24 protein-coding genes, 1 tRNA gene and 1 pseudogene are annotated in these 20,979 nt (G+C 58.6%); 14 read left to right on the top strand and 12 right to left on the bottom strand.

Annotated features, from left to right (window positions below; genetic code table 11):
• Positions 1-143 precede the first annotated feature (143 nt).
• From zwf to pgl, 5 genes are read left to right on the top strand one after another with little or no spacing between them, the layout of a single operon-like run.
• Positions 144-1,589: a glucose-6-phosphate dehydrogenase gene (gene zwf / locus ABL922_RS03250; protein ID WP_349022768.1), complete on the top strand. Its 1,446-nt coding sequence runs from the start codon at positions 144-146 to the stop codon at positions 1,587-1,589.
• Positions 1,582-3,405, top strand: coding sequence for a phosphogluconate dehydratase (gene edd / locus ABL922_RS03255; protein WP_349022769.1), 1,824 nt, complete (start codon positions 1,582-1,584; stop codon positions 3,403-3,405). Before zwf ends, edd begins: the two co-directional genes overlap by 8 nt.
• 44 nt (positions 3,406-3,449) lie before the next feature.
• Positions 3,450-4,418 (top strand): glucokinase, encoded by a 969-nt coding sequence (gene glk / locus ABL922_RS03260; protein ID WP_349022770.1) that lies wholly within the window; start codon positions 3,450-3,452, stop codon positions 4,416-4,418.
• A 9-nt stretch (positions 4,419-4,427) separates the two neighbouring features.
• Entirely contained in the window at positions 4,428-5,042 is a 615-nt protein-coding gene (gene eda / locus ABL922_RS03265) for a bifunctional 4-hydroxy-2-oxoglutarate aldolase/2-dehydro-3-deoxy-phosphogluconate aldolase (RefSeq protein WP_349022771.1), read from the top strand.
• 17 nt (positions 5,043-5,059) lie between these two features.
• Entirely contained in the window at positions 5,060-5,767 is a 708-nt protein-coding gene (pgl, locus tag ABL922_RS03270; protein WP_349022772.1) for a 6-phosphogluconolactonase, read from the top strand.
• 4 nt (positions 5,768-5,771) lie between these two features.
• Here the strand turns inward: pgl and ABL922_RS03275 are convergent, their stop codons facing one another.
• The 3 genes from ABL922_RS03275 to ABL922_RS03285 form a co-directional block, all read right to left on the bottom strand.
• Positions 5,772-6,179 carry a PilZ domain-containing protein gene (locus ABL922_RS03275; RefSeq protein WP_349022773.1) on the bottom strand — a complete coding sequence of 136 codons (408 nt, stop codon included), beginning with the start codon at positions 6,177-6,179 and terminating at the stop codon, positions 5,772-5,774.
• Between the two features lie 172 nt (positions 6,180-6,351).
• Positions 6,352-6,516, bottom strand: coding sequence for a Flp family type IVb pilin (locus ABL922_RS03280; protein ID WP_349022774.1), 165 nt, complete (start codon positions 6,514-6,516; stop codon positions 6,352-6,354).
• Positions 6,517-6,618: 102 nt separating this feature from the next.
• Positions 6,619-6,759, bottom strand: a complete 141-nt coding sequence (locus ABL922_RS03285) for a Flp family type IVb pilin (RefSeq protein ID WP_349022775.1) — start codon at positions 6,757-6,759, stop codon at positions 6,619-6,621.
• Positions 6,760-6,896: 137 nt separating this feature from the next.
• Between ABL922_RS03285 and ABL922_RS03290 the strand changes: the two genes are divergently transcribed.
• Positions 6,897-7,295, top strand: coding sequence for a (deoxy)nucleoside triphosphate pyrophosphohydrolase (locus tag ABL922_RS03290; protein ID WP_349022845.1), 399 nt, complete (start codon positions 6,897-6,899; stop codon positions 7,293-7,295).
• On the opposite strand, the gene ABL922_RS03295 is transcribed toward ABL922_RS03290, so the two are convergent.
• A complete protein-coding gene (locus tag ABL922_RS03295) occupies positions 7,284-8,156 on the bottom strand; it encodes a methyltransferase domain-containing protein (protein ID WP_349022776.1) in 873 nt (290 codons plus the stop codon). The two genes, ABL922_RS03290 and ABL922_RS03295, sit on opposite strands and share 12 nt — an antisense overlap.
• 7 nt (positions 8,157-8,163) lie before the next feature.
• Between ABL922_RS03295 and ABL922_RS03300 the strand changes: the two are divergent.
• From ABL922_RS03300 to ABL922_RS03320, 5 genes and pseudogenes are all read left to right on the top strand, one after another.
• Positions 8,164-8,361, top strand: a pseudogene (locus tag ABL922_RS03300) (double zinc ribbon domain-containing protein); the annotation flags it as partial.
• 9 nt (positions 8,362-8,370) lie between these two features.
• Positions 8,371-8,916, top strand: a complete 546-nt coding sequence (locus tag ABL922_RS03305; RefSeq protein WP_349022846.1) for a ComF family protein — start codon at positions 8,371-8,373, stop codon at positions 8,914-8,916.
• A 43-nt stretch (positions 8,917-8,959) separates the two neighbouring features.
• The gene (gene grxC / locus ABL922_RS03310) at positions 8,960-9,220 is read left to right on the top strand and encodes a glutaredoxin 3 (protein ID WP_349022777.1); all 261 of its coding nucleotides are present in this window, start codon (positions 8,960-8,962) and stop codon (positions 9,218-9,220) included.
• Positions 9,221-9,224: 4 nt separating this feature from the next.
• Positions 9,225-9,707 carry a DUF1178 family protein gene (locus tag ABL922_RS03315; RefSeq protein WP_349022778.1) on the top strand — a complete coding sequence of 161 codons (483 nt, stop codon included), beginning with the start codon at positions 9,225-9,227 and terminating at the stop codon, positions 9,705-9,707.
• A gap of 34 nt (positions 9,708-9,741) precedes the next feature.
• Positions 9,742-9,818, top strand: a tRNA-Arg gene (locus tag ABL922_RS03320).
• 150 nt (positions 9,819-9,968) lie between these two features.
• Here ABL922_RS03320 and ABL922_RS03325 read toward each other — a convergent pair.
• Entirely contained in the window at positions 9,969-10,283 is a 315-nt protein-coding gene (locus ABL922_RS03325) for a hypothetical protein (protein WP_349022779.1), read from the bottom strand.
• Positions 10,284-10,383: 100 nt separating this feature from the next.
• Complete coding sequence (locus ABL922_RS03330) at positions 10,384-11,934, bottom strand: CpaF family protein (protein WP_349022780.1); 1,551 nt, start codon at positions 11,932-11,934, stop codon at positions 10,384-10,386.
• Between the two features lie 197 nt (positions 11,935-12,131).
• Between ABL922_RS03330 and ABL922_RS03335 the strand changes: the two genes are divergently transcribed.
• The gene (locus ABL922_RS03335; protein ID WP_349022781.1) at positions 12,132-13,025 is read left to right on the top strand and encodes a DMT family transporter; all 894 of its coding nucleotides are present in this window, start codon (positions 12,132-12,134) and stop codon (positions 13,023-13,025) included.
• Positions 13,022-13,477: a DUF6265 family protein gene (locus ABL922_RS03340; protein ID WP_349022782.1), complete on the top strand. Its 456-nt coding sequence runs from the start codon at positions 13,022-13,024 to the stop codon at positions 13,475-13,477. Before ABL922_RS03335 ends, ABL922_RS03340 begins: the two co-directional genes overlap by 4 nt.
• Here ABL922_RS03340 and ABL922_RS03345 read toward each other — a convergent pair whose 3' ends face one another.
• From ABL922_RS03345 to ABL922_RS03370, 6 genes are read right to left on the bottom strand one after another with little or no spacing between them, the layout of a single operon-like run.
• Positions 13,478-13,732, bottom strand: coding sequence for an ATP synthase F1 subunit epsilon (locus ABL922_RS03345; protein ID WP_349022783.1), 255 nt, complete (start codon positions 13,730-13,732; stop codon positions 13,478-13,480).
• 2 nt (positions 13,733-13,734) lie between these two features.
• Positions 13,735-14,265, bottom strand: a complete 531-nt coding sequence (locus ABL922_RS03350; RefSeq protein WP_349022784.1) for a hypothetical protein — start codon at positions 14,263-14,265, stop codon at positions 13,735-13,737.
• Between the two features lie 7 nt (positions 14,266-14,272).
• On the bottom strand, positions 14,273-15,865 hold the full coding sequence (gene atpD / locus ABL922_RS03355; protein ID WP_349022785.1) for a F0F1 ATP synthase subunit beta: 1,593 nt from the start codon (positions 15,863-15,865) through the stop codon (positions 14,273-14,275).
• Positions 15,866-15,892: 27 nt separating this feature from the next.
• Positions 15,893-16,771 carry a F0F1 ATP synthase subunit gamma gene (locus tag ABL922_RS03360; RefSeq protein WP_349022786.1) on the bottom strand — a complete coding sequence of 293 codons (879 nt, stop codon included), beginning with the start codon at positions 16,769-16,771 and terminating at the stop codon, positions 15,893-15,895.
• 12 nt (positions 16,772-16,783) lie between these two features.
• A complete protein-coding gene (gene atpA, locus ABL922_RS03365) occupies positions 16,784-18,313 on the bottom strand; it encodes a F0F1 ATP synthase subunit alpha (RefSeq protein WP_349022787.1) in 1,530 nt (509 codons plus the stop codon).
• Positions 18,314-18,343: 30 nt separating this feature from the next.
• Positions 18,344-18,910, bottom strand: a complete 567-nt coding sequence (locus ABL922_RS03370; protein WP_349022788.1) for a F0F1 ATP synthase subunit delta — start codon at positions 18,908-18,910, stop codon at positions 18,344-18,346.
• A 374-nt stretch (positions 18,911-19,284) separates the two neighbouring features.
• Between ABL922_RS03370 and ABL922_RS03375 the strand changes: the two genes are divergently transcribed.
• Complete coding sequence (locus ABL922_RS03375) at positions 19,285-20,979, top strand: hypothetical protein (RefSeq protein WP_349022789.1); 1,695 nt, start codon at positions 19,285-19,287, stop codon at positions 20,977-20,979.

Below are 20,979 nucleotides of genomic sequence, written 5' to 3' on the forward strand. Positions count from 1 at the left end.
GTCTCGCTGCCCCTCCCCTGAAGAGGAGGGGAGAAGGTGATCGTTACATACGAATAAACGCTTTCCGCCCCTCCTAGCCATTTGACATCGCTGCTATATGGTTGTCGAAGGCGCGCGACCATGCGGCTGGGAGAAGGACTGAAATGAGCCAGCATAGCGAGACCCTTTTGCTGTTCGGCGCGACCGGCGATCTGTCGCGGCGGATGCTGCTGCCTTCGCTTTATGCGCTGCATTCGGACGAGTTGATCGCATCCAATCTGCGCATCTTCGGAACCGCCCGCAGCGAGCATGACGATGAAAGCTTCCGCAGCTTTGCCAAGGAAGCCTTGTGCGAATTCCTGCCCGATGACCGCAAGGACGAAGGCAAGATCGACACCTTTCTGACGCGGCTGCACTATCAGGCGCTCGATGCGTCAAAGCCCGAAGGGTTTGCGGCACTCGCCGACAAGATTGGCGACATTTCGGGAGGCCTTTCGATCTTCCTGTCGACCGCGCCCTTTCTGTTCGAACCGACAATCAAGGGGCTGCATGCGGCGGGCCTTGCCGGTGACAATGTCCGCATCGGTCTGGAAAAACCGCTGGGTAACGATCTGGCCTCCAGCCGGTCGATCAACGACGCCGTCAACGCGGTATTCCCCGAAAACCGCACCTTCCGCATCGACCATTATCTCGGCAAAGAGACGGTGCAGAACCTGATGGCGCTGCGCTTCGGCAACATGCTGTTCGAGCCGCTTTGGAACGCCAATGCGATCGAGCATGTGCAGATCACCGTCAGCGAAACGGTGGGTCTTGAAGGGCGCGCAGGTTTCTACGACGATACCGGCGCGCTGCGCGATATGGTGCAGAATCATATGCTGCAACTGGTCGCGCTGACCGCGATGGAACCTCCGGCAAATCTCGATTCCACCGCAATTCGTGATGAAAAGGTGAAGGTGCTCCGCGCCTTGCGTGCGGTTCAGGAAGGTGATGTTGTTACGGGCCAATATGGCGAAGGCGCGGTCAAGGGCGCACCGGTTACAAGCTATGACAGCGATCTCGGCAAGCCTTCGGACACCGAAACCTTTGTCGCGATCAAGGCCTTTGTCGACAATTGGCGCTGGCAGGGCGTGCCCTTTTATCTGCGCACCGGCAAACGCCTCGCCGAGCGGCGCAGCGAGATTGTGATCCAGTTCAAGCCGGTGCCGCACAATATCTTCAAGGATCGCGGCGGGCGGCTGGAGGCCAATGCTTTGATCATCCGCCTGCAGCCCGAGGAATATGTCCGCCTGCTGGTCATGGCGAAGGAACCGGGGCTTGATCGTGGCGGCGTTACTTTGCGCGAGGTGCCGCTCGACCTGTCGCTGACGACTGCCTTTGCCGGTTCGCGCCGCCGCATCGCTTATGAACGGTTGCTGCTCGATCTGATCGAAGGCGACCAGACTTTGTTCGTCCGCCGCGACGAGGTGGAGGCGCAATGGACCTGGGTCGATGCGATCCGCAAGCTTTGGGCAGACACCGGCCTGAAACCCAAAAATTACGGTGCGGGTGGATGGGGGCCCAATGCGGCCATCGCCTTGGTCGAGCGCGACGGGGTGAGCTGGCATGAATAAGCCCCATCCAGTTGTCGAGGCGGTTACCAACCGGATCATCGAACGGTCGAAACCGGGGCGCGCCGCCTATCTCGACCTCATCGCCCGCGCCCGTGATGCCGGGGTCAACCGGACTGCACTTTCCTGCGGAAATCTGGCGCATGGTTTTGCCGCGAGCGGGGACGACAAGACCGCGATCCGCGGCGGCAAGGCGATGAATATCGGGATCATCACCGCCTATAACGACATGCTGTCGGCGCATCAGCCCTATGGCCGCTACCCCGAACAGATCAAATTGTGGGCGCGCGAAAGAGGCGCGACGGCGCAGGTCGCAGGCGGCGTGCCTGCGATGTGCGACGGGGTGACTCAGGGCCAGCTGTCGATGGAATTGTCACTGTTTAGCCGCGACAATATCGCCATGGGCGCAGCCATAGGCCTCAGTCACGGCATGTTCGAAGGCGCGCTGCTGCTCGGCCTTTGCGACAAGATCGTACCCGGTCTGTTGATCGGAGCGCTGCGTTTCGGCCATGTGCCGATGATCCTGATCCCGGCGGGACCGATGCCTTCGGGCCTTGCCAACAAGGAAAAACAGCGCGTCCGGCAATTGTTCGCCGAGGGCAAGGTAGGACGCGAAGAACTGTTAAAGGCAGAGGCCGCATCCTACCACGGCGCAGGCACATGCACCTTTTATGGCACTGCCAATTCGAACCAGATGATGATGGAAATGATGGGCCTCCACATGCCCGGTTCCAGCTTCTGCAATCCCGGGACAAAGCTGCGGCAGGAACTGACCCGCGCGGCGACGCACCGGATTACCGAAATCGGTTGGGAAGGCGAGGATTACCGTCCCTTTGGCCAATGCGTCGATGAAAAGGCGATCGTCAACGCAATCGTCGGGCTGCTGGCGACCGGTGGATCGACCAACCATGTTCTGCACTTGCCTGCGATCGCGCGCGCAGCAGGCATCATCGTCGACTGGCAGGATATGGACGAGCTGTCGGCGGTCGTCCCATTGATCGCGCGCGTCTATCCCAATGGTGCGGGCGATGTGAACTATTTCGCTGCCGCTGGCGGCATGCCCTTTGTGATCCGCGAACTGGTAGAGGCGGGTCTTGCACATGATGACATCATGACCGTTTATGGCGGCGGGCTAAGCGCCGGTGCACAAGAACCGCGGATGGATGGCGAGGCTTTGGTCTGGGATCCGGCACCCAAGCAATCCGGTGAAGAAACCATCCTGCGCGGCGTTGCAAACCCCTTTTCGCCCGATGGCGGGATGCGGCTGGTGCAGGGCAATCTCGGGCGCGGCACGTTCAAGACCAGCGCGGTCGAGGAAGCCCGTTGGACCATCGAGGCGCCGTGCCGTGTCTTTAGCGATCAGAATGATGCGCTGGCCGCGTTCAAGGCAGGCGAGCTGGAACGCGATGTTGTCGTTGTCGTCCGCTTTCAGGGGCCTGCAGCCAATGGCATGCCGGAGCTGCACAAACTCACCCCTGCGCTCGGCGTGCTGCAGGATAAAGGCTTCAAGGTCGCGCTTGTCACCGATGGTCGCATGTCGGGCGCTTCGGGCAAGGTCCCTGCCGCCATCCACATCAGCCCGGAAGCTGTCAAAGGCGGCCCGCTCGCAAAGTTGCGCGATGGCGATGTCGTCCGCCTGTGTGCCAACCGAGGCAGTCTGGAAGCGTTGGTCGATGCTGCCGAATGGGATGTGCGCGAACATGCAAAGCAGCCACCTTTCGAACCAGGCGTAGGCCGCGAACTCTTTGCGATCATGCGCCATTTTGCCGATGAGGCCGAAAAGGGCGGCTCGGCAATGCTGGCGGAGGCGGGGCTGTGAGCGCTGTGCAATATTCTCCCCTCCCGCAAGCGGGAGGGGGACTTATGAGACTTGTCACCGTTGACATCGGCGGCACCCATGCGCGCTTTGCACTTGCACAAGTCGCGGACGGCAAAGTGGTCTCGCTTGGCGAACCCGTGACCATGAAAACCGCCGAACATGCGTCGTTCCAGACGGCGTGGGAGGCGTTTGACGAGATGATCGACGAACCGATCCCGCAGGCCGTTGCCATCGCAATCGCTGGTCCGATCAACGCCGAGGTGATCAAGTTCACCAACAATCCGTGGATCATCCGCCCCGCGCTGATCAAGGAGAAGCTGCGGGTCGACGCCTATACGCTGGTCAATGATTTCGAAGCGGTCGGCCATGCCGTGGCTCAAGCCGATGCCGAGCATTTCGTCCATCTGTGCGGGCCGGATCAGCCGCTGGCGGCGACAGGCACAATAAGCATCATCGGTCCCGGTACCGGTTTAGGCGTTGCGCATTTGTTGCGCACGGGTGGCCATTATCATGTGCAGGCAACCGAAGGCGGGCATATTGATTTCGCGCCGCTCGACAGCATCGAGGATGCGGTGCTGGCGAAGCTCCGCAAACGCTATCGCAGGGTCTCGGTCGAGCGCGTTGTTTCGGGGCCAGGCTTGCTCGAGATCTACGAAACGCTCGCCGGTATAGAGGGCAGGGCGATCCAGCAACTGGATGACAAGGAATTGTGGGCGCTTGGCACTTCGGGCGAGGATAGTCTGGCGGCCGCAGCTGTCGACCGTTTTTGCCTGTCGCTCGGTAGCATTGCAGGCGATATCGCGCTGGCACAGGGTGGCTTTGCAGGGGTTGTCGTTGCTGGCGGGCTCGGTCTGCGGATCAAAGACACGCTGCTGCGGTCGGGTTTTGCCGAACGGTTCCGCGCCAAAGGGCGTTTTGAAGGCTTGATGGCCGGGATTCCGGTCAAACTGATCACCCACCCGCAGCCCGGGCTGTTCGGGGCGGCGGCGGCCTTTGCCCGCCAGCATGGATAAGGACACCCAATGAAACCCATTGAAACCATCATGCGCACCGCGCCGGTGATCCCCGTTCTGGTGATCGAAGATGTGGCGCACGCCAAGCCGATTGCCGAGGCGCTGGTCGCGGGCGGGTTGCGCGTGCTTGAAGTGACGCTGCGCACGGAGGCCGGGCTTGATGCCATCCGCGAAATGAAGAAGGTGCCGGGCGCGATTGTTGGTGCAGGCACCGTCGTCGACGTTGTCGGTCTCGAAAGCGCGATTGCGGCGGGTAGCGAGTTCATCGTGTCTCCGGGGCTTACCGAACCGCTGGGTGCAGCAGCCGTCGCCAAGGGCATTCCATTCCTTCCCGGCGTCGCCAATGCAGGCGATATCATGCGCGGGCTCGATCTTGGCCTTACCCATTTCAAATTCTTCCCGGCAGAAGCCAATGGCGGCCTTCCGGCGCTCAAATCGTTGATCGGCCCCTTTGGTCAGTGCAAATTCTGCCCCACCGGCGGCATTCGGCAAGATACCGCAGCAGATTGGCTGGCGGTTCCCGAGATTTTATGTGTTGGCGGAAGCTGGCTTGTTGCTAAAGGAACCCCCGATGCTGCGGCGATAGAGGCCGCGGCGCGCGCCGCCGCTGCGCTGGCGCGCTAGACTAAGGGAAAAGATATATGGCCGAAGAAATCGAGTGGTGGGAATTTGATTCGGCCGAAGAGTTTATCGACGGTGTCGTCGGCGATGTAACTTTCATCATCGAAAGCGCTTTGGATGCGCGTGGACAGGCGCTGGTCGCCTTTCCCGGTGGCAATACCCCCAAGCCGATCCTCGAGAAACTGGCTCAGGCCCCGTTGCGTTGGAAGGGCGTGACCATCATTCCGACTGACGAACGGCTCGTTCCGGTCAGCGATCCGCTGTCCAATGTCGCGATGCTCGCCAAGATTTTCCTGCCCAAAGGTGCTCGCGTATTGCCGCTCAACAGCGAGGCTGCGGACTATAAGCTGGCAGGAAGTGCTGCCAACGCCCGGCTGTCGGATTTGCACTGGCCGCTCGATCTGGTCTGGCTGGGCATGGGCGCTGACGGGCATACCGCGTCAATTTTTCCGGGATCCGATTATGAAGAGGCGTTGAATCCCGCCAAGGGGGTTCGTGCGATCGGCGTTCGCCCGGATCCGTTCCCACCCGAAGCGCCAGTCGACCGGGTCACGCTTACAGTTCCAGCGATTGTCGAGGCGCGCACTACGATGTTGGTCATCAATGGTGCCGAAAAGCAGAAAGTGCTGGAACAGGCTATCGAAGAGGGCAAGAAATCGGCATTTCCGGTCGCGCGCGTGATCGATGCGCTGACCGTACCGGTCGATATCTACTGCCTCAGCGTGTGAACCGTCAAAGTCGGCGCAGAGGCGCTTTTGGTGCAAGCGCCTGATTGTTCAATTTGCGCAGATAGAGCGGAATATTCTCGTCGTTGCTGTTACCGCCAATTTGCTGTCGTGCCGCTTTAGGGTCGATCGGATAGTCAAAGGCAATGCCACAGCGCGATTCTGCGATCCAGGCGACCTTGCCGGTCACCCACCCCAAATTTTTGAGATTGACTTCAACGGGCTCGCCGCGAACCGCTTGCACGGGCGCTTCAGCCATCAGGCCGCCCGATGATACATTCCGCACCCGCACTTCACCCTGAGTTCCGCTCGAGGGGAAGCGCAAAACTGCCATCATAAACAAGCTGTTGCGATCTTGCGCTCGCGGCTTGTCTTTGGCGTTTTCAGTTTCCATTGGATCAACCGGTTTGTTCATGGCGCCTTTTCGGGTGCTATATTTTGTGACTGTAAGCCTATCGCTACCAACAATTGGTCGCCAATTGGTTAATGCATCATTCGGAATTTCATAGAAAAAGGGCGGAAACCAATTGGTTCCCGCCCCGTTTTCTCAGACGTCCGATCCGTTTGGATCGAGCGAACCTGACGGATTAGCCGTCGAGTTCGTTGTTCACGTCGTTGAAGGTGTTCGACAGATTGTCACCGAGGCTCGACATTGCAGTAATTGCAGCGACGGCGATCAGAGCGGCGATCAGGCCGTATTCGATTGCGGTTGCACCTTTTTCATTCTTGAAAAGCTTTTTGATCATTTTCATCTCAGGTCTCCTGTTCAACTATTCACCCTGGCAGTCAGATAAAATTCCAACTGTCATCGAACTGATAAAACAGACTCTCCTACCAAATCGTTAACCCGGCGATTACTCGCTGGCGTCGGTAATGTCGTTCGTAACGCCATTCCACATATTGGTAGTGGAGTCTGCGACATTGCCGAGCGAAGCCATGATGGCAATCACGATCAATGACACAATCAGCCCATATTCCACTGCCGTCGCACCCATTTGGCAACTTGCGATGCCTCGAAAAAATTTCAACATGAGTTGGTCCTCTTCATGTCATGGTGACGACGCTCGCTTTTTTCCACAAAGGCGTTAACAAAAACTTTCCAGCGGGAACGAAGTTGAAAAAAAATCCGACAATGTTGATCGTGGCCGCCGCCGCTTTGCTTCGTTCCGATGGCCGAATTCTGCTGCAAAAACGGCCGGAAGGCAGGGAAATGGCGGGCCTTTGGGAATTTCCTGGTGGGAAGTTGGAGGCGGGCGAGCAGGCTGAGCAGGCGCTGGCGCGAGAGCTGGCTGAGGAGCTTGACATAAGTGTCGATCCCGAAAAATTGACACCAGCCTGCTTTGCAAGTGCCGCAATCGGCAGCAAAGATCTGCTTCTGCTGCTTTATACCTGCCGCGAATGGGACAGGCAGCCACGCGCTGTCGAAGGACAGGAGTTGGGATGGTTCGCCCTAACTGAAATGGAAAATCTGGCTATGCCGCCTGCGGATATCCCATTGCTTGCACTGCTGCAGCAGATTTTAAGGGCGTAAATTCTTACCGGTCTTTTCAAATACGGACGTTAGCGAGACTTTGCCGCTGCCGCGCGCAGCAGGCTTTGGCTGGTCGGGGGAGGGCGCCCATCCGCTGAGATGCAGAAACTCAAACCGTTCGCGTACCTTTCCGTTGGCATTGCGCAAAGTGGCCCATGCTGCATCCAGCCGGGCGGGATAGGAGCTCCCGAGATAAGGCTTGGGTCCGGCAAGGCTGTTGCCAATCCCTGCGTCGCGCAAGTCGGCAATCAGGGTCCGCCAGTCGCCATAATGGACATTGGTTTCGACTTTGTCCGCCACCTGCAACGCAAAGCCGGCGCGTGCGAGCAGGTCGGCAGCAGTGCGCAGCTCGATCTGCGGGTGAACATGGGCGCTTGTGCGGTCGCCATCAGCGATCATCATCGCTCTTTTCAGACTGGCAAGTGTGCCTGCCCCGAACATCGCGCCGAGAAATAGCCCGTCCGGTCGCAATGCCCTGCGTATTTGGACCAAGGCGCCGGGCAGATCGTTGACACTGTCGAGCGTGCCCGCCGCGATGACGAGATCGAAACTGCCTGAATCGATGCCAAGCCGATCTTCTTCGGCAAAAGGAAGCGAGACCAAATCGGCGGCCTTTCCACCCCAAGTTTCCTCTGCTTGCCCGGCAAGCGGGCCCAGTATCAGAGCCCTGTCGAACTGCCGCGTAGTGCAGTTGAGTCGGTCGATCAGATCGTCGGCCAGTAACTCCCAAAGAAAATGCCCTGCGCCTTTCCGATGTGCACCACGTTCACGCATGGCGCAGCGGCGGCGGCGGTCAAAGATTTCCTGGGGGCTGGCAACTTGCATGTCGCTGCTTGTGCCCTGCACGATAATGGCCGACAAGGGGGATATGCAGGCTTTGACCTTTCCCTTGCATGCAATACTGGATTTTGCCTTGCCGCCGCGCTGCCCGGCATGCGGTGTTATTGCTTCGGGGGCGAACCAGTTTTGCCTGCAATGCTGGCAACAGCTGAACTTCCTGTCCCAACCCGCCTGTTTCACATGCGATCTACCGCTTCCCTTTGCGGTCGATGACCGGGCACAATGCGCTGGATGTATGGCGCAGAAACCCCGCCATTCGGGCATCAAGGCAGCGGTTGCCTATGGCGACATTTCACGTGAGATTGCGCTAAAACTGAAACATGGCGGCAAAATTGGTCTTGCAAAGCTTATTGCCGGCCAGTTGCGCCGCTATCTCGCGGATGTGCCTGATAATGCCGTGTTAGTGCCGGTACCGCTGCATTGGACACGGCTCTGGCGGCGGCGCTACAACCAGTCTGCACTGATTGCCCAAGAACTTACCTGGATGTCAGGGCTCGAACATTGCCCCGATGCTCTCGTTCGAACGCGGCGCACACAGGCGCTGGGCGGATTATCGGCGCGCGAGCGGGCGGCGATGGTCAAGGGCGCCTTTGCAATCAACGAACGGCAGAGCGCGCGGATTTCCAGCAAGCCTGTCATATTGGTCGATGATGTTTACACCAGCGGCGCGACGACCGATGCATGTGTTGCAACCCTGCTAAAGGCTGGTGCCGCCAGCGTCACGATTTTCTGTTGGGCCAGGGTGCTGCCCGAGGCGCTTGAGGCCGGACTACCGGCCTAAGCCTGCACTTGACTAGCGGCCCAAGCCCTCCCACATAAAATCCATGAGCGCGCATGTTGAAATCTTCACCAAATTTGCCTGCCCCTTTTGCTATCGGGCCAAGGCGCTGTTCGACGCTAAAGGAGTCTCCTATACCGAACGCGATGCGAGCGGCGGGTCAGCGCGCGAAGATATGTTGGCTCGTTCGAACGGGCGGACAACGGTGCCGCAGATCTTTATCGACGGCCACCATGTTGGTGGATGCGATGAATTGATGGCACTCGACGCATCCGGGAAGCTCGATCCGATGCTGGCGGGGCATTGACCGCATGATTGCCTATGATCTCGTCTGCAAGGCAGGCGAACACAGATTTGAAGGCTGGTTTGGATCCTCATCCGATTTTGACAAGCAAAAGTCGGAGGGGCTGTTGGCCTGCCCGGTTTGTGGCGATCCGGAAGTTGGCAAAGCCGTTATGGCCGCCAATGTCGGGCGCAAGGGCAATCAAGTGCCTGCCATACGCAAGAATGACGATGGGGCCGAAGCGGTCGCACTGGCCAATATGCCCGAAATGCCTGCCGAAATGGTCGAAATGATCGGTAAAGTCGCGCAGTTGCAGGCAAAGATGCTGGAAAAGTCCGATTGGGTTGGCGATCGCTTTGCCGATGAAGCGCGCGCGATCCACTATGGCGATTCGCCCGACCGGATCATTCACGGAAGCGCCACGATCGACGATGCCCGCGAATTGCATGATGAGGGCATATCGGTCGCTCCATTGCCCCTGCCTTTCGTGCCCCCCGAAGCCAAAAATTGACGCTTCCAAGCGGCGCAGCTAAGGCGAAGTCGGCGCACCCGTAGCTCAGCAGGATAGAGCATCAGATTCCTAATCTGGGGGCCACAGGTTCGAATCCTGTCGGGTGCACCAGTCTTTAGACGCCAATTCGGCGTCGGAAGGCTGGTATATTCGGCCTTGCCACCCCTTACGGGCTCGATTGGGCAACAACACCATTTCCATGCGCAAAAAGAAAGCCCGCCACGGCATGCCGGGCGGGCCCTCTTGAAATTTGTGGAATGCTTATTTGGTAGCTTCCTTGGCGGCGTCTCCGGCTGCCTTGGCAGCATCGCCGGCCTTTGCAGCAGCGTCGCCAGCTGCAGCTGCGGCATCGCCGGCTGCATCCTTCATGGTGTCGCCAGCCTTGGCTGCGGCATCGCCATCGGCAGCGCCTTCAGCAGCGTCGACGGCTTCTTCAGCAGCCGCATCTACGGCTTCGCCGGTGGCTTCTACAGCTTCGCCGGTTTCTTCGGCAGCTTTGTCAGCTTCCTGACCACCGCACGCAGCGAGCGGGGCAAGCAAAATCGCAGCGACCGCTACTTTCGTGAATTTTTTCATGCAACTTTCCTCCCCGGATGAATTCCGGAAAGTTCAAGCTAATGCAGCATGCTTTAACGATGCAAGAAGAATTCGCTTCGCACCGCCAATTGAGCAGGCGTTACAGGCAGGATTCGAGATAAGGCTGGTCAAAGCCGAATTGGCGCGCTTTTTCCAGCGTATAGGGCCGCACGCTGCCAGAGACGAATTCGCCAATGATCTTGCCATCGGCATCTTCATCGCGATATTCGAACTTGAACAGATCCTGCGTCACGATGACATCGCCTTCCATCCCGATCACTTCGGTGATCTGGGTGGTGCGGCGCGAACCGTCGCGCAGACGCTTTACCTGCACGATCAAGTCGACCGAATCGGCGATCTGTTTCGAAATCGCTTCCTTCGGGATTTTGATGTCGCCCATCAAAATCATGTTTTCCATACGGCCAAGGCATTCGCGCGGGCTGTTGGAGTGGAGCGTACACATAGAGCCATCGTGACCGGTGTTCATGGCGGCGAGAAGGTCAAAACATTCCGCGCCACGAATTTCGCCGAGGATGATGCGGTCAGGGCGCATACGCAGGGCGTTCTTCACAAGGTCACCGATGGTGATCGCGCCATCGCCTTCAAGGTTTGGCGGGCGGGTTTCAAGCGGCAGCCAGTGCGGCTGCTGCAAGCGAAGTTCGGCCGCGTCTTCAATCGTCAGCACGCGTTCACCCGGGTCGATCATCTTCGACAAGGCATTGAGCATGGTCGTTTTACCCGAACCCGTACCGCCCGAGATGACGATGTTCATGCGGCAGGCACCGGCGATTTTCAGCACCGTCGCCATCGGTTCGCTCATCGAGCCAAAGCCCTTGAGCATATCGATCGTGATCGGCTTTTCGGAGAATTTACGAATCGAGATTGCGGTGCCGCGCAGCGACAGCGGCGGGACGATGACGTTCACACGGCTGCCGTCCTTCAAGCGGGCGTCGGCGAGCGGCGTGGTCTGGTCGACGCGGCGGCCGACCTGGTTGACGATGCGCTGGGCAATCTGGAACAGATGTTCCTCGTCGCGGAACTGGATTCCGGCGATCTGCAGCTTGCCCTTCTTTTCCACATAGGTCTGGAACGGGCCGTTGACCATGATGTCCGAAATATCGGGATCGTTCAGCAGTTCTTCGAGCGGACCGAAACCGAGCAGTTCGTCGACCAGCACCTTTTCCAGCGCAAACTGTTCGCGACGGTTGAGCGTCAGCTTGAGTTCGGCGAGCACCTCAAGAATGATTGGCCGGAACTCTTCAGTCAACTCTTCCTTGTTGAGTGTGGCAGCCGCTTCGGGGTCAACACGTTCGAGCAGGCGCGGAAGAACCTGTTCCTTGATCTTGTGCACCGAGGCTTCAAAGCCTTCGCCACCTGCTACCACTTCATTTGAACCGGCAGCACGTTCGGCGAGGCGCGACATGGCGTCGCTCATCGGCGCCGAGGCAGCATTTATGTCGAGTGCGTCGATCGGCGGGAATTGTTCCCCGCCTGCGGGTGGCATCGGGGCTCCGCCCTGCTCTGGACGATAGGCCGATGGCGCCGTCGTCGGATTATTTGATGCAGCGCCTGAACCGCCGGACATGGGGCGGGCGACGCCGAACGCAGGTCGACTGTTGTTCAATCCCGGTCGTTTGCCAAATGCGCTCACTGGAACCCCATATGCTGTTGCAAGTCACTGTTGACGGGGTTGGTATCGTGAAATGGTGAATAAATGGGTAATGACGGCGAAGACGGACTGGTGATTTGGTTCAAAGTTGTGCTTTAAGGCGGAGGCTACAAACGCTAAGACCAGCATAATTATGGCGGTTTTCGACGCCATTCTCTTCCCGGTTTCCAAGGTAATTCATGCGCCATTCTTCCGGTTTCACGCTTGCGCTGGCGGGCTTTACCTTGCTCACCTGCGGCGATGCGATCATCAAGTCGATGGCTGGATTATGGCCCGCACCCGCGATTGCCGCATTGCGATTTTCGATCGCTGTGCCGTTGCTCGTGGTCTTTGTTGTCGCATCGCAAGGGAAGCAAGCGCTGCGTGTTCGTAAACCTTGGATCCAGTTGGGCCGGGGACTCTCGATTGCAACATCGTCGTGCCTCTTCTTTTTCAGCCTCTTCCTTTTGCCGCTGGCAGAGGCAACGGCGATCGGGTTCGTCAGCCCGGTTATCACAGCCTTGCTGTCTGCCTTGTTCCTGCGTGAGCATATGCGACCGCTGGCTTGGGCAGCAACATTTCTGGCGTTGGCGGGCGTTGCAATGGTGTTGCGCCCCAATCTGGCTGAAGTCGGCATTGTCGCCTTTCTGCCGCTGGCCGCGGCATGTTTTTTTGCGACGATGCTGATCCTGAACAGGCTGGCCGCCGGCACCGGCTCTCCGATGGCGCTGCAATGGGTGGTGGCGACTGTGGCCGCGCCCGCATTGTTAGTTGTTGCTTCAGTCGGGCATTTTTCGGGATTTGAACCGCTACATGTCAATTGGCCGCACTGGTCGGTCGTGTTGCGATGCGCGATCGTCGCGATCACTGCAAGCACCGCGCATTGGCTCATCTATCTCGGGACGACCCGGGGGACAGCCGCCGACGCCGCGCAGGCGGTGTATATCCAGCTGCCGGTCGCCCTTTTGATCGATGCCTTATTGTTTCGGCACCTTCCCGATGCGCTGGCTCTCGGCGGTTCGCTTCTGATTGTTTGCGCGGGCCTGATAATGTGGCAAAACCAGCGGAGAATAGCAGGAGCCTCGTCACCATGAAGTCTGCACTGCTCGCGGCATTGGCGCTCTTTTCCGTTCCGGCGGCTGCCCAGCCGCCAACCCATGCGCTGCCTTCGTGGATGACCGGCGCGTGGGAAAAGACCGAAGGCGAAAAATGGGCCGATGAGTTTTGGACGCCACCGCGCGCGGGTATCATGATTGGTGCCAGCCGCTCGGGGAATGGCGACAAGCTAGGTTTCTGGGAACATATGCGCATCATGCGCGAAACGGACAGTACATTGGCCTTTTGGGCGATTGCCGGAAACCAGCCAGCGGTGCGTTTTGCCGCAACCAAATCGGGCCCGGAAGAAATTGTCTTTGAAAATGCGCAGCATGATTATCCGCAACGCATCCGCTATTGGCGGAACGGAAAGACCCTGATGGCGGAAATTTCGCTGCTCGATGGCAGCAAGTCCAGCCGTTTCAGCTTTGAGCCGATGGCTGGGCCCTGATTAGCCCAGCTTTTCAGCCAGTATCGTCAGGCCCTTTTCACTGACCTCGGCCACACCGCCATCAAGCGTGATGGTTTCGGGCGTTGCACCCTGGGTTTTATAGATAGCTACCTCGCCTGCGCGTAGCGTGGAGACCATCGGGCTGTGCCCTTCGAGCACGCCGAAATCGCCCTCGGTGCCGGGGACGGTGACCATATAGACCTCTTCCGAGCGGACGAGGCGTTCCGGGGTGACGAGTTCGAAATGGAGGGGCATCGTTATTCCTCTAGCCAATACTGCTGGACAATAAAAATGGGATTGGAAGCTGCAGGGGTTGTGCGCACAAACTGAACTCCGAGATACATCCCGTCCGTCGCGGTTGTTCTGAGCGTTTCAATTTCCAAGCCGGGAATTTTGGGTGCTACCGCCTCAGTATCGGTGACCAAACCATCAGCAAGTTGATTGATCGACCTCCGGATCGCGGTAAAAGTCTGCTCGGCACCGGGACCATCCAGCACGACTGAGCAGAGGGCGGCCTCATCGCTAACACCAATCGCAACTGAGCCGTTGTCAAGCGTTGCTTCCAAGGTACGCAGCTTTCCCACTCTAGGATGAGGACGCTCGCCCAGATCCTTCGTAAAGCCGTCGGCGATTAGTTTCCTGTCTTCGAGAATATCGGTCTCTGACTCGAACAGTCGCGGGCAATGTTCAAGGACTGCCCGCAACCCAACCTCATTTACCGGCTTGGCCTGCGCTGTTGCAGGCAACAAGAGCACTGCCAAAACACAAGCATGAGCAATCGCTTTCATTTCTGAATCAAGCCGCTTCTGCAGCCAGCTTCTTGCCCTTTTCGACGGCTTCGTCGATGCCGCCGACCATGTAGAATGCGCTTTCAGGCAGGTGGTCATATTCGCCATCGACGACAGCCTTGAACGACTTCACGGTGTCTTCGATCTGCACGAACTTGCCCGCGATGCCGGTGAAGACCTCAGCAACGTGGAACGGCTGCGACAGGAAGCGCTGGATCTTGCGCGCGCGGCTGACGGTCAGTTTGTCGTCTTCCGACAATTCGTCCATGCCGAGGATGGCGATGATGTCTTGCAGCGACTTGTACTTCTGCAGCGTTTCCTGAACGCGGCGGGCGGTGTCGTAATGCTCTTGTCCGACAACCGAAACCGAAAGGACGCGCGAAGTGGAGTCGAGCGGGTCAACCGCCGGATAGATGCCCAGTTCCGAAATCGCACGGTTGAGAACCGTGGTTGCGTCCAAGTGCGCGAATGATGCAGCAGGGGCAGGGTCGGTCAAGTCATCTGCGGGAACGTAAATCGCCTGAACCGAGGTAATCGAACCCTTGTTGGTCGAGGTGATGCGTTCCTGCAACTGGCCCATGTCGGTTGCCAGCGTCGGCTGATAGCCCACTGCCGAAGGAATACGGCCGAGAAGCGCCGAGACTTCCGAACCCGCCTGCGTGAAGCGGAAGATGTTGTCGACGAAGAACAGAACGTCCTGGCCTTCCTGGTCGCGGAAATATTCCGCGATGGTCAGGCCCGAAAGTGCCACACGAGCGCGCGCACCCGGAGGTTCGTTCATCTGGCCGAACACGAGAGCAACCTTCGAACCATCGGGGGTCGGGTTGCCATCCTTGTCCTTGGCGATAACGCCAGCGTCGAGGAATTCGTGGTAAAGGTCGTTACCTTCACGGGTACGCTCACCCACGCCTGCGAACACCGAGGTGCCGCCATGGCCCTTGGCGATGTTGTTGATCAGTTCCTGAATAAGAACGGTCTTGCCGACGCCTGCACCGCCGAACAGACCGATCTTGCCGCCCTTTGCATAGGGTGCGAGCAAGTCGATCACCTTGATACCGGTGACGAGAATTTCGGTTTCGGTTGACTGGTCGACAAAGAGCGGCGCTTCTGCGTGGATCGGTGCGCGCAGATCGGTGGCAACCGGGCCCTGCTCGTCAATCGGCTCACCGACAACGTTCAGAATACGACCGAGCGTTGCGGGGCCGACGGGAACCGAAATCTGTGCGCCGGTCGAGCGGACAGGCTGGCCACGGGTCAGACCGTCGGTCGAATCCATCGCGATGGTGCGCACGGTGTTTTCACCCAGATGCTGCGCCACTTCGAGGACGAGGCGGTTGCCATTATTGTCGGTTTCAAGCGCCGAGAGAATAGCGGGCAGGGTGCCGGTGAAGCTGACGTCGACGACAGCGCCGATAACCTGCGAAACGCGACCGGTTGCACCAGCGACGTTCAGCTTGGTTGCGCCGCTTGCCTTTGCAGCAGGGGCTTTCTTTGCCGGTGCCTTGGCAGCAGCCTTCGGCGCAGCCTTTGCAGCGGCGGGCTTTGCGGCGGCCTTGGGTGCGGCGGCCTTAGCAGCGGTTTTCTTCGGGGCGGTTGCCATGTCTGTCTTCCTTGCCTTTTGGATATCTTAGAGCGCTTCGGCGCCCGAAATGATTTCTACGAGTTCTGTGGTGATCGCAGCCTGACGGGTGCGGTTATACTGGATGGTCAGCTTGTTGATCATGTCACCCGCGTTGCGCGTGGCGTTGTCCATCGCGGTCATTTTCGAACCCTGCTCCGACGCCGCATTTTCGCGCTGGGCGCGCAGCAGCTGCACGGCCACATTGCGCGGCAACAGGTCGGCGAGGAGTTCTTCCTCATCGGGTTCATATTCGACTGAGGCTGACGCACCGGCAGGCGCGTTGTCGTTCGACAGCGCAACTGGCATCAGCTGCAATTCGGTCGGCTCCTGCGTCAGGACGCTGACAAATTTGTTGAAGAACAGGTGGGCGACATCAAATTCGCCGCCTTCAAAGCGTGCAATCAGATCATCGGACCAGCCTTTGACAGCATCATAGCCAAGCTTGCCTAGATCGCCGGGCTCAACGCTTTCGACAATGTCGTTGCGATAGAAACGGACAAGCCCATCCTTCGCCTTCTTGCCGATGGTGTAGAATTTGACGGTCTTGCCCTGACCCTTAAGCTCTTCGGCGCGCTTGCGGGCGAGGCGGACGATATTGGTGTTGAACGCACCCGCCAGCCCCTTGTCGCTGGTGGCGACTACGAACAGATGGACATCGTCCTTGCCCGTACCAGCGAGCAGCTTGGGCGATTGCGGACCAACGGTAACCTTGGAGGCGATGGACGACACCACCTTCTCCAACCGCTCGGCATAAGGGCGCGAGGCTTCAGCAGCCTCTTGCGCGCGCTTCAGCTTCGCTGCGGCGACCATCTTCATCGCCTTGGTGATCTTCTGGGTCGATTTGACCGAGTTGATCCGTATTTTGAGGGCCTTTAGGCTAGCCATCTAATTATCCGATCAGGCGAAAGTCTTCACGAACTTGTCGAGTGCGGCAACCAGCGCTTTCTTGCTGTCGTCGCTGAAGTCGCGGCTGTCGCGAATGCCCTTCAGCACGTCGGCATGGTTGGCGCGCAGGTCAGCGAGCATCGCCTCTTCAAAGCGGGTCACGTCGCTAGCGGCGATGCCATCGAGATAGCCGTTGGTGCCAGCGAAGATCGAGCAGGTCTGCTCTTCGAACGGCAGCGGGCTATACTGCTTCTGCTTGAGCAGTTCGGTCAGGCGCGCACCGCGGTTGAGCAGCTTCTGTGTCGAGGCGTCGAGGTCAGAACCGAACTGGGCGAAGGCCGCCATTTCGCGATACTGCGCGAGTTCGAGTTTGATCGAGCCCGACACCTTCTTCATCGCCTTGGTCTGTGCCGCCGAGCCAACGCGCGAAACCGAGAGGCCAACGTTAATCGCAGGGCGGATACCCTGATAGAAGAGGTCGGTTTCAAGGAAGATCTGGCCGTCGGTGATCGAAATCACGTTGGTAGGAATGTAGGCGGAAACGTCACCAGCCTGCGTTTCGATAATCGGCAGCGCGGTGAGCGAACCGCCGCCATTGGCGTCCGACATCTTCGCGGCGCGTTCGAGCAAACGGCTGTGGAGATAGAACACGTCGCCAGGATAAGCTTCGCGGCCCGGCGGGCGACGTAGCAGCAGCGACATCTGGCGGTAAGCCACAGCCTGCTTCGAAAGATCGTCATACACGATCACGGCGTGCATGCCATTGTCGCGGAAATATTCGCCCATCGTCACGCCGGTATAGGGTGCTAGATACTGGAGCGGAGCAGGTTCCGAAGCGGTTGCAGCGACGACGATCGAATATTCCATCGCGCCCTGTTCTTCGAGTGCGCGGACGATCTGTGCGACGGTCGAGCGCTTCTGGCCGACGGCGACATAGATGCAATACAGCTTCTTTGATTCGTCCTTGCCCTGATTGACGCCCTTCTGGTTGATGAAGGTGTCGATGGCGACGGCGGTCTTGCCGGTCTGGCGGTCACCGATGATCAGTTCGCGCTGGCCACGGCCAACGGGGACGAGCGCGTCGAGCGCCTTGAGGCCGGTCTGCACCGGTTCGTTCACCGACTGGCGCGGGATGATGCCGGGGGCTTTGACTTCAACGCGGCTGCGCTGTGTGGTCTTGAGCGGGCCCTTGCCGTCGATGGGGTTGCCGAGGCCGTCGACAACGCGACCGAGCAGTTCCTTGCCGACGGGGACGTCCACAATGGTGCCGGTCCGCTTGACGACATCGCCTTCGCGGATTTCCGCGTCCGAACCGAAGATAACGACACCGACATTGTCGGCTTCGAGGTTGAGCGCCATGCCCTTAATGCCATTGGCGAACTCGACCATTTCACCTGCCTGCACATTGTCGAGGCCGTGAATACGGGCGATACCGTCACCCACCGAAAGCACGGAGCCGACTTCGCTCACTTTGGCTTCGGTGCCGAAATTGGCGATCTGGTCCTTGATGACCTTTGAAATTTCTGCGGCGCGGATATCCATGGTTTAGCCTTTCACCGACGGCGGATGCCGTCAGCCTTTCATATTTTGCGCGAGGGAGTTCAAACGGGTTTTGATCGAATTGTCGATCAGGGTGCTTCCGATCTTGACGGTCAGGCCGCCAAGGATCGTGGGATCGATTTTGCTGGCGATCGCGACATCGCGACCGACACGGGCCTTAAGCTGTGCGCCAAGCGCCTTCGTCTGTGCAGCCGACAATGCGTGGGCGCTGGTGACCTCAGCGGTGATCTCGCCGCGATGGGCGGATGCCAGCGCAGCATAGGCGCGGGCGACGCCAGCGGTTTCAGCAAGGCGACGGTTCTGGGCCAGCACGCCGAGCGTCTTGGCGGTCAGCGCATCGAGCTTCATCGCCTTGGCGATGGCAGCAACGACTTGCTTGGCAGCATCGCGCGAGATCGAAGCATTGGTCGTGAGCGAGGCAAAATCGCTCGATTCGCTCAGAGCTTTCTGCACCTTTGCAAGGCTGGCTTCGACTGCGTCGATCGCCTTTGCCTCGCGCGCCAAATCGAACAAAGCGGTAGCATACCGCCCTGCAAGGCTGGCTTGCACATTAGCCTGATTGCCGCCGGAGTTATCCACGCGTTTTAGTGTCCCTGTACAGACTGGAATATATGTCGCGACTGAAGCGCGAGGGAATCAATCCTTCGCAAAGTCGACGGGCCGGTAGCAGGGGATTTGCTGCGATGCAAGATGGGCTGTCGCCGAATTATCGGCTTCGATGCACAGGCTCTGCAATGCGGGGTGATGTGGCGACCAAAAGGTCGGATGGGCATAACGCCAATCAATTGTGAATCCCGGCAATGGCGATTCTAACAGACCCTTTCGAGGCATCGAACCAAACAGTCGATATCATGCGATATTTCATCGGCTTTTTGCATCACGCCGCTTGACCGCGCTCAACTGGCCCACTTAGATGCTGACGATCAGAAAACCATCGTTCGGGGAGCAGGTAGTTGATTTTCAAATCGGCGGTCAAATTCATTACAGCGGTATCAATGATGGCCCTGTCGGCTCCGGCAATGGCCGAATGGAAATTTGCCACCAGCGAGCATTTCGAAATGTATTCGCAGGAGAAAGAATCGGAGGTTGTCGACTTCGTCGCCAAGCTTGAACGGTTCAACATGCTGCTCACTTATTTCAGTGGAGTAGCTCAAGAGCGTCCGGGGCGACGACTGAAGGTCTATTGGGTCCGCAACGCGAACCAGGTGCAAGAGATTATCCGCGCCATCAACAGCGGTGTTCAGGGCTATTATGTATCCGCAACGCCCTATGGTGCGATTGCCGTCGTCCCGGGCGAAACCAAAGCACGCGGCAGCCGGCACGCGGGGGCAGACAAGCAGGAAGGCATCGATCCGGAGGAAGTCATCTTCCACGAATATAGCCACCATTTCATGCTGCAGAATTTTCCCGTCGCGCTGCCGGGCTGGTTTATCGAAGGCTTTGCCGAATATTATGGTTATACCAAAATGGACCCCAATGGCGACATCCGGCTGGGCACCTATGCCGAATCGCGCACGGCGGAGATCAACTATTTCGGCGTTGCGAACTTGGAGAAACTGCTCGATCCTGATGAACGTTCCGGGATTGGTAGTTTCTACGGCACATCGTGGCTGCTGACCCACTATCTCAATTTTGATCCCGCCCGCAAAAAGCAATTCGACGGCTATCTTGCCGATGTGCAAAGCGGAATGCCGAGCGTCGATGCGGCCAACAAGAACTTCGCCGGCGGCATTTCGCAACTACGCAAGGAGCTCGACAAATATTGGCGTGGACGGAATTTCAAGTTTCAGACTCTGTCCAATGTTCGTGACTATGATCGCGCCAAAATCAAGGTAACGCAGCTGCCAGCCGACGAAGCCTCTGCCATCATTCAGTCTATCCGTTTCTATTCTGGCGGTGCCGAAGACAAGACCGAAAGGCAGCGGCTGCGTGGCTTCCTTCAGGACACTGTGAGGGCGCAACCGCATTCGGCTTTCATGAAGGCGTTCCTCGCTGACATCTACTACCAGAATGACGAAGATGATCTGGCGATTGCCTCGGCGGCAGAGGCGCTGACACTGAACCCGAGCCACCACCGCGCCCGTCTGGTCAAGGCGGTGGCGCTGATGGAAAAGGCACAGACACTAGAAGGGGGCAATACCAAGCGGAACGAATTGAGCGCGGCGGAAGCCAAAGTGACACCGCCCGATCCCGACGGCACCATTGTCGTGACCGCCAGCCGCAATGCCCAATCACAACCCTTATGGGCAGAGGCGCTCAAGCTGATTTCAGCAGCCAACCGCGCCGACCCAGACGATCCCTATCCGCTCTATCTCTATTTTGAATATCTGCGCCGCCGGGGCGAGCCTTTGAACGAGGTTGCAGTCGACGGCCTGACCAAGGCGCATGTGACATCACCCCAGTATACGCCCTTCCGCTTTGCACTGGCACAGGCTTTCTCAGCAGAAGGCGACAACAAATCGGCGGCAGCGCTCGCCAAGGCGATGGCCTATTCCCCGCATCCGAGCACTGATCGCCGGATCGCACGGGCTTTGCTCAAGCGCTATGAATGCCTGATTGCCGATCCGGCTGCGGCCTGCGATTTCAAGGTGCTGACAGCCGAGGAAGAGGAAAAGGAAGAGAAAGCGGCAAAGGATAAGCCCGCCTGA

The organism is Sphingorhabdus sp. (assembly GCF_040079335.1).
Lineage (GTDB): Bacteria > Pseudomonadota > Alphaproteobacteria > Sphingomonadales > Sphingomonadaceae > Sphingorhabdus_B.